This is a genomic window from Paenibacillus arenilitoris (assembly GCF_014705655.1).
Taxonomy (GTDB): Bacteria; Bacillota; Bacilli; order Paenibacillales; family Paenibacillaceae; genus Pristimantibacillus; species Pristimantibacillus arenilitoris.
This window is the reverse complement of record NZ_JACXIY010000019.1, coordinates 131,638-144,546: the sequence shown is the minus strand read 5'-3', so window position 1 is coordinate 144,546 and position 12,909 is coordinate 131,638. Positions and strand designations below refer to the sequence as shown.

General features: G+C 55.5%; 16 protein-coding genes. 8 read left to right on the top strand and 8 right to left on the bottom strand.

The window, feature by feature from the left end:
- The first annotated feature begins 62 nt into the window (after positions 1-62).
- From IDH41_RS17410 to IDH41_RS17390, 5 genes are all read left to right on the top strand, one after another.
- A complete protein-coding gene (locus IDH41_RS17410) occupies positions 63-317 on the top strand; it encodes a hypothetical protein (RefSeq protein WP_190863221.1) in 255 nt (84 codons plus the stop codon).
- On the top strand, positions 314-706 hold the full coding sequence (locus IDH41_RS17405) for a retropepsin-like aspartic protease (protein WP_190863220.1): 393 nt from the start codon (positions 314-316) through the stop codon (positions 704-706). Before IDH41_RS17410 ends, IDH41_RS17405 begins: the two co-directional genes overlap by 4 nt.
- 246 nt (positions 707-952) lie before the next feature.
- Positions 953-1,264, top strand: coding sequence for an ArsR/SmtB family transcription factor (locus IDH41_RS17400; RefSeq protein ID WP_190863219.1), 312 nt, complete (start codon positions 953-955; stop codon positions 1,262-1,264).
- A gap of 31 nt (positions 1,265-1,295) precedes the next feature.
- On the top strand, positions 1,296-1,778 hold the full coding sequence (locus IDH41_RS17395) for an SRPBCC family protein (RefSeq protein WP_190863218.1): 483 nt from the start codon (positions 1,296-1,298) through the stop codon (positions 1,776-1,778).
- Between the two features lie 38 nt (positions 1,779-1,816).
- The gene (locus IDH41_RS17390; protein ID WP_190863216.1) at positions 1,817-2,410 is read left to right on the top strand and encodes an MSMEG_1061 family FMN-dependent PPOX-type flavoprotein; all 594 of its coding nucleotides are present in this window, start codon (positions 1,817-1,819) and stop codon (positions 2,408-2,410) included.
- A gap of 25 nt (positions 2,411-2,435) precedes the next feature.
- Here IDH41_RS17390 and IDH41_RS17385 read toward each other — a convergent pair whose 3' ends face one another.
- Positions 2,436-2,816 carry a DnaJ family domain-containing protein gene (locus tag IDH41_RS17385; protein ID WP_190863214.1) on the bottom strand — a complete coding sequence of 127 codons (381 nt, stop codon included), beginning with the start codon at positions 2,814-2,816 and terminating at the stop codon, positions 2,436-2,438.
- 165 nt (positions 2,817-2,981) lie between these two features.
- Between IDH41_RS17385 and IDH41_RS17380 the strand changes: the two genes are divergently transcribed.
- Positions 2,982-4,550: a sensor domain-containing diguanylate cyclase gene (locus tag IDH41_RS17380; protein ID WP_190863211.1), complete on the top strand. Its 1,569-nt coding sequence runs from the start codon at positions 2,982-2,984 to the stop codon at positions 4,548-4,550.
- 72 nt (positions 4,551-4,622) lie between these two features.
- Complete coding sequence (locus tag IDH41_RS17375) at positions 4,623-5,405, top strand: TetR/AcrR family transcriptional regulator (protein WP_190863209.1); 783 nt, start codon at positions 4,623-4,625, stop codon at positions 5,403-5,405.
- Positions 5,406-5,550: 145 nt separating this feature from the next.
- Here IDH41_RS17375 and IDH41_RS17370 read toward each other — a convergent pair whose 3' ends face one another.
- From IDH41_RS17370 to IDH41_RS17355, 4 genes are all read right to left on the bottom strand, one after another.
- Entirely contained in the window at positions 5,551-6,339 is a 789-nt protein-coding gene (locus tag IDH41_RS17370) for an ABC transporter permease (RefSeq protein WP_190863208.1), read from the bottom strand.
- Positions 6,336-7,226: an ATP-binding cassette domain-containing protein gene (locus IDH41_RS17365; RefSeq protein WP_190863206.1), complete on the bottom strand. Its 891-nt coding sequence runs from the start codon at positions 7,224-7,226 to the stop codon at positions 6,336-6,338. Before IDH41_RS17365 ends, IDH41_RS17370 begins: the two co-directional genes overlap by 4 nt.
- 119 nt (positions 7,227-7,345) lie before the next feature.
- Complete coding sequence (locus IDH41_RS17360; protein WP_190863204.1) at positions 7,346-8,314, bottom strand: helix-turn-helix transcriptional regulator; 969 nt, start codon at positions 8,312-8,314, stop codon at positions 7,346-7,348.
- A 95-nt stretch (positions 8,315-8,409) separates the two neighbouring features.
- The gene (locus IDH41_RS17355; RefSeq protein WP_190863202.1) at positions 8,410-9,585 is read right to left on the bottom strand and encodes an epoxide hydrolase family protein; all 1,176 of its coding nucleotides are present in this window, start codon (positions 9,583-9,585) and stop codon (positions 8,410-8,412) included.
- Positions 9,586-9,754: 169 nt separating this feature from the next.
- Between IDH41_RS17355 and IDH41_RS17350 the strand changes: the two genes are divergently transcribed.
- A complete protein-coding gene (locus tag IDH41_RS17350) occupies positions 9,755-10,339 on the top strand; it encodes a Crp/Fnr family transcriptional regulator (RefSeq protein ID WP_190863200.1) in 585 nt (194 codons plus the stop codon).
- Positions 10,340-10,346: 7 nt separating this feature from the next.
- On the opposite strand, the gene IDH41_RS17345 is transcribed toward IDH41_RS17350, so the two are convergent.
- The 3 genes from IDH41_RS17345 to IDH41_RS17335 all read right to left on the bottom strand — a co-directional run bounded on the left by IDH41_RS17345 (position 10,347) and on the right by IDH41_RS17335 (position 12,860).
- Positions 10,347-11,066, bottom strand: a complete 720-nt coding sequence (locus IDH41_RS17345) for a DUF4386 domain-containing protein (protein WP_190863198.1) — start codon at positions 11,064-11,066, stop codon at positions 10,347-10,349.
- Positions 11,067-11,192: 126 nt separating this feature from the next.
- Positions 11,193-12,062, bottom strand: coding sequence for a hypothetical protein (locus tag IDH41_RS17340; RefSeq protein WP_190863196.1), 870 nt, complete (start codon positions 12,060-12,062; stop codon positions 11,193-11,195).
- Between the two features lie 171 nt (positions 12,063-12,233).
- Positions 12,234-12,860: a hypothetical protein gene (locus IDH41_RS17335; RefSeq protein ID WP_190863194.1), complete on the bottom strand. Its 627-nt coding sequence runs from the start codon at positions 12,858-12,860 to the stop codon at positions 12,234-12,236.
- Positions 12,861-12,909: the final 49 nt, after the last annotated feature.

Genomic DNA, 12,909 nt, shown 5'->3' with positions numbered 1-12,909 from the left:
AATATGGTATGATGAAATTAACGTTTCATAATGGTTTACTAAAATCTCGAGGGAGGATCTTTATGAACTGGAAAACAGTAAGGGACCACTTTCCGGATCAATGGGTATTATTTGAAGCGATTACTGCTTATTCAGATAACGGAAGAAGAATTATTGAACGTATATCTGTAATTAACAAGTATGATCAAGGTAAAGACGCTCTTGATGAATATAAAGTGATTCATAAGAAAGAACCGAACAGAGAGCTATATGTAGCCCATACCAGTAAAGTGGATTTGGAAATTATTGAGCGAAAGTGGTTGGGAGTCAGGGTATGAAAACAGAAATTCATCTCTCTAACAGCGACTTACCATTCATCGAGATAACGGTTTATTATAATAATCAAAGTTTAAAGCTAGCTCATGTCCTTGTTGATACAGGATCTTCAAGCACGATTTTAAAGCTCGATCTTGTTGAAGAAATCGGACTGACTGTAGAACTCAATGATATATTAGGTACAATAAGCGGAGTTGGCGGAAGCGAATTTGTATTTTTCAAAACTATTGATGCTATTGAAGTAAATGGATTTCGGATTCAGAACTTCCAAGTTGACATCGGAACTATGAATTATGGAATCAATATCGATGGAATAATTGGAATGGACTTTCTATTAAGAGCAAAAGGAATAATAGATTTGAATGATTTGATACTGACTTGTAAGCAATAAAGACAGCGGTCTGAGCCATTGAAGTAACGGGAAGGATCACGTAAGAGTCAGGCATAAAAATCCTGTTCCGGCAAAATTACGACCCGGATGGTAATTTCATTGAAGTTTGGAGCTTACCAGAGGGTAGGGATTGATAATATTCAACTAACGAAGACGCTAGTTCAATAACAGCAGCAGTCTAAGACTTTATTTTTTTTAAAAATCATATAACTTTACGGAAATATAACTTTATGGTAATATGCAGGCATGAACAAGAATGCCCTATTTGAAGCGCTGGCCGAGCCCAATCGGAGGAAGATATTAGACCTGATTCTCGTTCGGGAACGTTCCGTCAGCGAATTGGTCGAATTGATGTCGCTTAGCCAACCTGGCGTATCCAAGCATTTGCGCATCTTGAGGGAAGCGGGTCTCGTTCGTCTTCGCAAGGATGCCAAGCACCATATGTACGGCCTCAATCCTGCCCCTTTGCAGGAGGTCTATCATTGGTTCGAGCCGTATCGGCAATATTGGTTGGATAAATTGGATGCCCTGGAGAAACAACTTGATGAAGAGGAATAAGAGCGATAGCGCCTAGTAAGAGGAGGAAAACATGTTAGCCGTTCTGAAACAAACCAAGGATGGATACGTTGCTCGCTTCGAACGTCATCTTAAGCACCCCGTTGAGAAAGTGTGGTCGTCCTTGACGGAGAACGACAAGCTGAAGAAATGGTTCTCCGAGCTGCAAGTGGATGACCTCCGAGAAGGAGGGATCATTAAGTTCGACATGCAGGACGGCACATTCGAGGAGCTGGAGATTATCGAGCTCAAAATGCACGCCGTATTGGAGTACACGTGGGGAGAAGATCAAGTCCGGTTCGAGCTGTATCCGGAATCGGACGGCTGCCGGCTGGTGCTGATCGAGAAGATCAATCGAATGACCGATCATACGCCTAGAGATTTGGCTGGCTGGCATGTATGCCTGGATGTCATCGAAGTTCTGCTGGATGATCGTACGATCGACTCGCGCAAGAACGAATGGGAAAAATGGTACAAGGAGTACTCCCAGCAAGTGGATAAACTTCCTAAAAACTGAGTAGTCTCGCAGCGTACTTTATAGTGAAGGAGACCCGAATGGAAAATCTAGACGTTCAGAACCACCTCGTCAAGTCGTTGGAAGAGATCAGAGAGCTGGTAGGATCGCCGCATGAAGCGGTCGTGAAGAAAAGCATCGCGATGATCGACGAGCAGGCCAAGTCTTACATCGAGAAGTCCTCGATGATGTTTGTCGCCTCCTCCAACGAACGAGGGCAGTGCGACGTGTCGCCGCGGGGCGACGCGCCCGGCTTCGTGTATGTTGCGAACGCTAAGCAGCTCGTCATTCCGGATCGTCCGGGCAATAAGCGCGTGGATACGTTAAGCAATATTTTGAACAATCCGCATGTGGGGCTGTTATTCATCATCCCGGGCATGGAGGAAGTGCTGCGCGTGAACGGGCGAGCCGTCGTCATCAAAGAGCATCCGGTATTGGAGAACCTGAAGTTCAAGGACAAGGCGCCCGCGCTCGGCATCGTCGTCGACGTGGAGGAATGCTTTATCCATTGCCCGAGAGCCTTGAAGCATTCCGGTATCTGGGAGCACGACAGCTGGCTGCCCAAGGATCGGCGTCCTTCTTCCATGGATATTTTCCATGCCCATTTGAAAATCAACGGTTACGACGTCAAATAGCCGGCGGTCAATCTCTGCGGCAGAGTCATTCCTTCTCGAACAGCTTCTGCTGAATTTGCCGCTCGTAATCGGCGAACGCGCCGGACGCCGGCCAGCCGCGGTCGGCCATGAGCGACTGGTAGCGAAGCTTCTTGGCCGACAGCTCGCGCCGAAGCTTCGCGCGCTCGGCGTCGTCCTGGCAGGCGGAGATCAGATCGCCAAGGGTGATCATTTCTTTGCGAAGCTGCATTTCCTCGGGAATCATCCCGGCGTTCTTGAGCAGCTTGTAGCTTACCCGAAGCTCCTCCGGGACGCCGTCCATCTCATCGGGGGGAAGCGGCTTGCCCGCGCCGGGCAAATTGTCGAATTCTCCTCGGCGGGCGGCCTCGCGTATCCGCTCTTCCGCGATCATGCGCAAAAAATCCATCGGTTCATCAACTCCTTGCTTTCATTTTATCATAGGACTTCAACCGATACGCCCTCCGCGCACCCCAAATTTTTCCTTACCCGTTTGGCTCATTCTACCGTCCACATTTATTTTCAACTGTGCTACATTGTAGGAAACAGGCTTACATAAAAGAGGGACGCAACCGTGAATTCGGATTTGACCGCTGCTATCACGTTGGTTTGCACATCCGGCGTACTTAATCTGTACTTAGGCTTCTACGTCTTTGCCAAGCGTCACAACTATACCCATATCGCCCGTTTATTTATTTTGCAAGCGGTGTGCGTTACGATTTATTGCATGGCTTCCGCGTTCGGCTTAATGTCCACGACGCTTGAGGCCATCAAGTTCTGGACCGTCGTGCAATATGCGGGCATGCCGTTCTCCCCGCCGCTCGGGCTGCTGTTCGTCATGCAGTATTTGGGCATCCGAATAGCGCCGAAATGGCGGAACGCTCTCTTTATTATCCCCGCCATCAGCCTGATCATGGTGGCGACGAACGATTGGCATCAGCTCCATTACCGCGTGTTCGAAATCGACCCGGCTCTCGGCGCGCCTTACGTTCGCCAGGAGATTGGCGTATGGTATATGATTCACGGTTTATTTACGTTTGCCAGCATGTTCGTTGCTTTCCTGCTCATCCTCTCGCGCTGGAGAGAGACGGCCAAGGCTTATCGCCCGCAAATCGTCTCGCTGCTGTGCGGGCAGCTGGTGCCGATGCTGACGGCTTTTGTTTATTTAATCGGCTTCACGCCTCCGGGCATCGACCCGGTCCCGATGGTGCTGTGGCTATCTTCGCTGCTGTATTTGTGGTCGATCCGCACGTCGCGCCTGTTTACGATCATGCCGATCGCCAAGGACGCGATTTTCAACGGCATCAATGACGGCGTCATGGTGCTCGACGAGACTAATCGCTTGATCGAGTTCAATCAGGCGTGCAAAAGCATGTTCCCGTCCTTGCATAGGTCGATGTTCGGGACGGACTTTGCGAAGGTATGGCATGAGTTGGCCGGAGCTTCGTTTCCGTTCGGGCTGGATACGGCCGCGGACAACGGGGAAATACGGCTCCCGGCCGCCGACCGGTCCGAGCGTACGTATCAGGTTCGCACCTCGCCTTTGCGGCATGGCAACGATAGCAAAGGGTTATTGCTTATTTTTACGGATATTACGGAGCTCAAGCGGCTGCAGGTCAAGTTGGAGTACCAGGCCTATTATGACGAGCTGACGCAAATTTATAACCGCCGCGCGTTTTTCCAGTCCTGTAAGCGGGAGTATGCGGAGGCGCAAGAGCATGCATCGGCCTTTACGGTCATCCTGATGGATATCGACCATTTCAAAAGCGTCAACGATACGTACGGTCATGCGGCCGGCGATCAGCTGCTCGTGCACGTCGTTAACGTCTGCCGGTCCCAATTGGAGGAGGGGGCGCTCTTCGCCCGCTACGGCGGCGAGGAGTTCGTGCTGGCGCTTAGCGGATATACGGCCTCGGAAGGGGAGGCGCTGGCGAATCGGATGCGTGCCGGTCTGGAGGCGCAGCCGCTCGCGAAGGAGGAGGGCGTCATTCCCGTGACGATCAGTCTTGGCGTGGCCGAGGCCGAGAAAGGGACGGAGGAGACGCTGTATCAGCTTTTGAATCGGGCGGATAAAGCTTTGTATGCGGCCAAGCACGAAGGAAGGAACCGCGTGCGCGTCTACGGCGGAGTTAAGGCGTTTTAGGGGACGATTGTGATATACTGTATACGAGATACACAAATTCGGAGCAGCAACGATGATGGAGGTTTGGCTAACATGGCGAGCGGCGATGACGTCGATGAAGAGGTAATAAGCAAGCTGCCGGCGGGGGTAAAGCTGAGTTGGGGCATCGTGAAGCGTTCGCGCAGGGGGCCGAAAGGCGAGCTTACGGTCCCCAAAATCGTCGACGCCGCGATCGGGATTGCCGATCGGGACGGGCTGGCGGCCGTATCGATGGGCAAAGTCGCCCAATCGCTCGGCTTCACCACGATGTCGCTGTACCGTTACATCACGAGCAAGGAGGACCTGTTGGTTCTGATGCACAATGCCATCTGCGACATTCCGATTCCGCCGGAGGATGCGGAGAAGCCGTGGCGTCAGGAAATGAAGGAGTATGTCTGGGCTTGCGTCGGCGTCTTCCGGGACCATCCCTGGTTCGGCGATATCCCGATTACGGGCACGCCGCTCACGCCGGGCAGTCTTCAAGTGATTGACTGGGCGCTTCGAATCATGAAGGATTTCCCGTTGAACGAATTCGAGAAAATGTCGTTTCTGCTGCTCCTGAGCAGCTATTCGAGAGCATGCGGCCTGATTGCGAGGGATATGGACCGCGCCATTCGCGAAGGAGCGGACCCGAAGGAGTTCAGCGGCTCCCGTTACGGCGACGCGCTCAGACAACTGGTCAAGCCGGACCGGTTCCCGTATTTGCATCCGGTCGTGGCCTCCGGCGCTTACACGGAAGAAGTCGACAACCCGATCGGCGACGATCTGGATTTCGGGCTGGAACGGATATTGGACGGCTTCGAGCTCTACCTTTGGCAGAAATCGGGCTCATCATAAAACAGCGTCTCGGCGAAGCCGAAACGCTGTTTTATTGTTATTAAAATATACATCGCGAAACGAGCTTATGCCGCCAAAGGACGGCACAGAACCGAGCTGGGCAAGATGCAGCTAGCGGTTCGTGCGTAGCGTCAGCCGTTTACACTTAGCGCCCGCTGCCGCGGCGGCGGAATGCAAGCATCGACCAGACCAGCGCGATGACCAGAATCGCCGCGCACCAGCCGATGGCCCACCAGACGTGCTCCTTCACCGGCGTGCCGGTCAATAGCCCGCGGATCGTCTCGATCACCGGCGTGATCGGCTGGTGATTGGCAACCCCTTGCAGCCAGGCAGGCATCGTGCTCGTCGGGACGAAGGCGCTGGACAGATAGGGGAGGAACAGCAGGACGAAGCCGTAGCCGCCGGCGGAAGACGGGCTGCCCGTGACGAGGCCGATCGCGGCGAACAGCCAGGTGAAGGTGAGAATGAACAGGACGATGACGCCAAGCGCGCCCAGCCATTCGAGCGTCCCTGCAGCGGGACGGAACCCGACAAGCAGGGCTACGCCGATCACGATGCCCGTCGCGAGCAAATTTCTGGCGAGGCTGGCCGCGACGTGGCCGGTGATGACGCCGAGGCTGCGAATCGGCATCGTCCGGAAGCGGTCGATGATGCCGTTCGTCATATCCGTCGCGACGTCGACGGCGGTGCTCGACGAGCCGAAGCCGGCGCATAATAGAATGATGCCCGGAACGACGTAATTGACGTAATCGCCGCTTGGGTCAATCGCTCCGCCGAATACATAGGTGAACATCAGCATAAGCATGACGGGAAGCAGGATGGCCATGAGCAGAGATTCGACGTTGCGCAGGCTATGGCGGATGCTGCGGCCGATGAAGACGGCGTTGGTTGCCGCGAAGGAAGCGGACTTTGCATTCGGTTGAAGCTTATTCATGCGTGGGAAACCTCCTTTTGTTCTACGGTCGTGAGGGCCAGGAAGACGTCGTCCATGCTGGGCTTGCGAATGACCATTCGCGTATCCGGCGGGCACGACGAAGCGATCTCGTTCAGCGTTTGGCGAATGTCGTGGACGCTCCCGCTCGTCGGAATCGTTCGAATGACTTCATCCTGCCGATTCCGCAGCTCGACGACTTCGCCTCCAACCTGCGCCTTCAACGTCTCGGCCGTCCCCGTCGCGACGATTCGTCCGCCGCTCAGAACCGCGATTTCGTCGGCGAGCTGATCGGCTTCTTCCAAATATTGCGTCGTCAAAAAAATCGTGATCCCTTGCTCCTTCAGCCCTAAAATCGTATCCCAGAGGGCTCGGCGGCTGACCGTATCGAGTCCGGTCGTCGGTTCGTCCAGAAAGAGCACCGGACGGCTAACGACCAGGCTTACGGCGAGATCGAGCCGGCGGCGCATGCCGCCCGAATAGGCTTTCACGCGCCTGTCCGCGGCTTCCTCGAGCGCGAACCGCTTCAGCAGCTCCGCCGTCCGCATGCGGGCCTCTCCCCGCGAAAGACCGCATAGCCGGCACATCATCGTGAGGTTCTCCCGGCCGGTCAGCACTTCGTCGACCGCTGCGAATTGGCCGGTAAGGCTGATCGACCGGCGGACCGCGGTCCGGGAGGAGACGACGTCGTATCCTTCGATTCGCGCGGCCCCGTCGTCCGGATCGGACAGCGTGGACAAAATATGGATCAGCGTCGTTTTGCCAGCCCCGTTCGGTCCGAGCAGCGCGAAGATCGTTCCTTTCGCCACCGACAAGCTTAGTCCGTTCAGGACGGTGCGTTTGCCAAAGCTTTTGCGCAATCCGGTTACTTCAATGGCGCAAGCATTCATTCGTCATCACCCTATTCTTTTAAATTGTATATTATATAAACAGTATATTGTGTATACAGTTAATTCATCCTCCTTCTCCGGACCGATTTTTGATCGGACCGCAAAAGGAGGCCGTCCCGCTAAGGACGACCTCCTCTTTCTTCATCTTCATACAAACCGGCCACATCCAGCGCGCTTTGCCGAACGGCTTCCGCGATGCGGGCCGGCCCGATGATCGTCAGGTTCGTTTGGAAGCTGAGCAAGAACCCGATCATCGACTCGAAATCCTTATAATAATGCCGCGTCCGCACGATAAGCGACCCGTCGGGCTGCCGCTCCATGTCGGCCGGATCGAACTGGTCCATCGCGGCGACGACGGCCTTGCCCGTGAACCGGAGAACCAGGTCGACCGATTCCTGCCGCCAAGCCGCCTCCCATCGTTCGTTCACTTCCGCGAGCGGCAAGGAACGGCGACGGAAGGTATCCGGCAATATGGCCAGGTCCCGTATGCGCGAGAAGCGGAACAGCCGGTAATCGTCGCGCTTCAAACAATAGCCGTGTAAATACCACGTATATCCCTTCAGCACCAGCATTTGCGGTTCGACGCGGCGCTCCGTTTCCTCTCCGTTGCCGTCGGTATACGCGAACCGGATCAGCTTCTTGTCCTGAACGGCGCTATGCAGCGCCTCGTACAGCGCGCCCGAAGCCGCGCCGCTCGTCCATGGCGTCAAATCGATCGCGACTTGATCGGTATCCGCCATGTGCTCCCGTTCCGCCTTCGAAACCAAGGCCCCGACCTTCTCCAGCAGCCGGTCCATGTTATGCCGCTTCATCGCCTGCGTCGATTGCAAGCCCCGCAGCGCGGTGAACAGCGCGTGCAGCTCGTCGAACGAGAGCATCTGGCGGTCGAGCCGGAAGCTTTCCATAATTTCAAACCCGCCTTCGTTGCCCGAATAGGACACGATCGGAATGCCGGACATGCTCAGCGTCTCCAAATCGCGGTAAACGGTACGCAAGGAGACCTCCAGCCGGTTCGCCAGCTCCTGGGCCTGCACCCGCTTGCGGTTCAGCAGCAATATAGTGATCGCCATCAGACGCTCGAGCTTCACGATCATCACCTCCGCTTAGCCTCATGATAGACGATTTCGCCAGGTGAGTCACGCCGTCCGATTATTTCATGAAAGCAATCCCTGACCGGCGTTGCTTATGCCCGTACCTTACGGAAAAACTCACGGACGTCTTGTACGAGAAGCGAGGGCTGCTCCATGGCGAAGAAATGGCCGCCCCGATCGAACTCCGTCCAATGCACGATATGGTGGTCCCGCTCGGCGAAACGGCGGATCGTGACGTCATGGGCGAGGGAGAGCAGCACGCCCGTCGGCACCGTGCCGCGCTCCTTCGGCTCCCAAGCCGAGTAGTCGTGCTTCGATTCATAGTAGATTTGGGCGGAGGAACCGGCCGTTCCTCCGAACCAGTACAAGCTGATGTTCGTCAGCATCCGGTCCCGGTCGACCGAATCCTCCGGCAGGCCTTCCTCCGGCTCGGTCAATTCCTTGAATTTCTCGACGATCCAGGCGAGCTGCCCGGCCGGCGAATCGTGCAGGCCGTAGGCCAGCGTCTGCGGGCGGAGCGACTGGACCTGCAGGTACCCGTCATTGAAGCTCTCCATCCTGGCGTAGCGCTCGCGGTCCTCCTCGGACAAGGCGTCCATCTCGCCCTCTTCGCCGATCGGGAAGGTGAGCATGGCGTTCACGTGGATGCCGATGATGCGGTCAGGCGCTTGCTGGCCCATCTCCGGCGCCACGAACGAGCCCGTATCGCCGCCTTGAACCCCGTACCGGTCATAGCCGAGCCTCGCCATCAGCTGAATGAACGCGCCCGCGATCCGGCCGACGGTCCAGCCCGGCTCGCTAAGCGGGGCCGAGAATCCGAAGCCGGGAATGGACGGAATGACCAGATGGAACGCTTCGGCGGGATCGCCGCCATGGGCGCGCGGGTTCGACAGTGGTCCGATGACGTCCATGAACTCGACGAACGACCCGGGCCAGCCGTGCAGGAGCATGAGCGGGGTCGCGTCCGGCTCCGGCGATTGAATATGCAGGAAGTGAATGTTCTGGCCGTCGATCGTCGTCGTAAATTGCGGATATTCGTTGATCCTGGCCTCGTGCTTGCGCCAGTCGTACCCGCTGCGCCAGTATTCGGCGAGCTCCTTCAAATAATCGGCGGGAACGCCCCGGCTCCAGCCGACGCCGGGCAGCTCGCCGGACCAGCGGGTACGGGCCAGGCGATCCTTCAAATCGTCGAGATCGGCTTGCGGGATGTCGATGCGGAACGGCCTGATCGCCGTGTCGGCAGCTGCTTGGGTATTGGTATTCGTCATAATGGTATGCCTCCTTGAATTGATCGAACATAGTTGTAGTATAAGGAGGCGTTGTTGACAACAGTTTGTCAACTTTGAGCAAGGCGGGGACGTGCGGGGACATTTTTTTCGCCGCGAGTCGGCCGGATGTGGTATTTTTGACTCAAAGGCCGCAAGAAAGGAGAATCCGATGAAGGAAGCGTTGCTCAAGTATATGGCCAAATTTACGTCGCTTAGCGCAGAAGAACAGCAAGCGATCGTCGATGAGATCCAGATTGAGAAATACGGGAGGGGAACGGTCCTCCTCCGGCAAGGGGATACGCCTACCCGATGTTATTTCGTGCTGAAGGGGTGCGTGAGGCAGTACTCGGTCGATGAATCGGGTAGGGAGCGCACGTCCAATTTTTATACGGAGGAGCAAGCCATCGGGATGTTCAATCGCCATCGATCGGATAAGTCGTCCGAGTACGCCTTTGCCTGTCTGGAAGACTCCGTGCTGGTCGTGGGCGAACTGAGCGCCGAAGCGGACATGTATCACAAATATACGGAGCTGGAAGCGATGACGCGCAGGATGATCGAAGAAAGCTTCGGCCAGGTCCAGGATGAATTCGCTTCGTTCATGGCGTCTACGCCGGAGGAGCGGTTCAAGGCGCTGCTGCGGAATCGGCCTCAGTTAATCGATCGCGTGCCCCAGCATCAACTGGCGAGCTATCTCGGCATTACCGCCGAGTCGTTAAGCCGGATCAAGAAGCGGACTCGGCAAGGGAATGCGTAAGCGGAGGCTACGCCTTCGCGGACGCTTTCCCTCCCTTGAACAGCAGCCACAATCCGAAGCCGAGTTCCCCCGCCGTCATCGGTACGGCAAGCGCGTATTCAAACACCGTAACGAACCTGCCATATTGCGGAAGAAAGGCGGAACCTAGGTGAATGATCATATAGCCGATCGAGGCAATCAACAATAAGACGCCGAGGAGCTTCGGAATCTCGCCTGATCGGAGAGCGAGCCAGCCCGCAAGCAGCAGATGTGCTCCGAAAACGATCAAACCGACGGACCAGATCAAATCGAATGCCGCGAGTTCCAGCATCACTTGGGCTGCAAGACGATCGGTCTCCATTAACGATAACGCGTCCGTACCGTTCGCGAGGAGCGACGCCAGAAGCAAATGCGAGACGGCGATCGCCAGAATGGCCGTGTAGATTAGGCGAAGCCACGCGCAGAGCAGGGAAAGACTTCGATGAACCGGCTTCAGATAAATAGAAAACGCCCAAGCGACGATGATGTCGCAGATCAGGATGACGAGCCAACCCAGAATTTCCGCATGGAACAGCATCCCGGATGACGCGATGTTGCGAACGGTTGCAGCGGCATCCCCTTCCGCTACAAGACTTCCATGGACATAGCCGTATGAAAAAAAGGCGGCGAGCGTCATAATGATCAGCGCGATGCCGGCAGCCAGGGCGGCGTTTCGCAGCTCGTTCCGTTCCTTCCCCGAGGCAACCATTCCATTTTCCCTCCCCATTTTCCGTGAAATCCCCTTTATTGTAACGGGCAGGCAACGGCGGTTCATTGACTTAAGTCAAGGGACGGGTCCTATTGGGACTTTGCGCAGCAAAGGCTCAGGGTTGCGTCAGGCAGCGTCGGCGATTGCTCTGGCTTTGTAATTCGCTTCCCAGCGATCGTAAAGCATAATGATGCCGACGGGCACGACGTATCGCAATATGGTCAAAAACAAATTCCAGCGGTAGTAGACCAACCAGCCCATGTAGTCGGAGAAGACGGCTACGGCCGCCCCTACCAAAGCGATTGCGGCAAAGACCAGCGGCTTTCGCTTCCGCGGCGTCATGGGAACGAAGATCGTGCAAAGCACGGACAAAATATCGCCGGAGACGAGCTCCGCGAACCGGCAGTCGGCCATGAAATCCTGGAACAGGCCGGGCTTGAATCGATACAATTTGAGTATGGGCAGGGCGAAGACGGCGCTCGTCCACATGAGGATCATATGCGAGAAACAGAGCAGCCGGACGCGGTACGGAACGGGCGGATCGTAGGTTGCGATGCGGGGGGCGAGGTAGGCCCCGAAGCGAAAACCGGCGACGTAGAAGAAGGCCGACAACCAAATATGCCAATGCACGTACGTCATATACCCCAATTGCAAGTAAACGAGCTCCATGACGATATGGGCGATTGCGAAAGGAAGCGATATACGCCAAGGATGGTTCGATCTCGAAGCGTAATACACAAAAACAATGAGCGTAAAGGGAAGGATGAGAAAGTCGGCGAAAATAACGCCAAGCTCGTTGGCGTAATAAGGATCCGCTCTTAATTGGGTCGGAAACTTGTAAAGCCCAAGAAAGAGGTTAAACAATCCTTCGAAAAGATCCGCGCATCCCACTCCGATTACGTATGCGGTTACGACGGCATGCGTCGAGAGCTTCCGTTTGCATAGCACGACGATTAACCAAAGCGTAATAATGCCTAAATTAATCAAATATAACATCGCTCTATTCTCCCGATTTCGTTTTTATACTATTGTGTATAATTTTTGCCTGTTTATGCGAAAACCCGGGCGGCGAAGACGATGGGAGCGGGGGGTAACGGATAGCCGGCCGCGGAAGCGCAAAAAAGGAGGATACCGTCGTATCCTCCGCCAATGAGCGCGATAGCGATTTTATTCTGCGGGAACGGCCGCCAGACGTCTGACGTTCTCTTCCTGATCGGCGTCCAGGCCGTGGAAGCAGGCTGCGTAATAAATACCGTTCTGCTTCCAGAAATAATACGTCTGGCTTCTGATCTTCGTCTTGTCATGGCCGTTGCCGAGGTAGGAAGGGCCGACGTAGACGTGATCGGGGTCGGCGTAAGCTTTGATCTCGACTCCGTCCGCGTACAGCGTCCGAACATAAGAGAGCTTGGCCGCGTCGAACAGCGGTTCCTTGCTTTGGTAGAGCCAGAGCTCGTCGTTCATGTCATAGACGGCCGAGTCGTAAGGCGCGCGGTACGAGTTCCAGAGGGCGTCCGCGCCGTGACGGAACGCGAAGCCGGTGTTCCGGTCGCCTTCCCGAAGCAGAACGGAATTGCTTATCTTCAGCTCGGTATCGGGCAGGACGAGCGGGAACTTGACGTCGACGCCCAGAATCGCCTTCGCGTCCCGCAAGTCCGTCTCGTCGTACAGCGGGAACGAATTGCCCTCGCCGTCATAGCGGACGTTCCGGACTTGCCGCGGGTCGGTAAAGGAAAGCACGATTTTCTCCAGCTCTTCCCTCGGAAGATCGTCTTGCAGCTTGGGCTCTTTTTTCAACCGATAATTTTTGCCGTCGTAATTGACGGCGTACGATACGCCGTCCTCT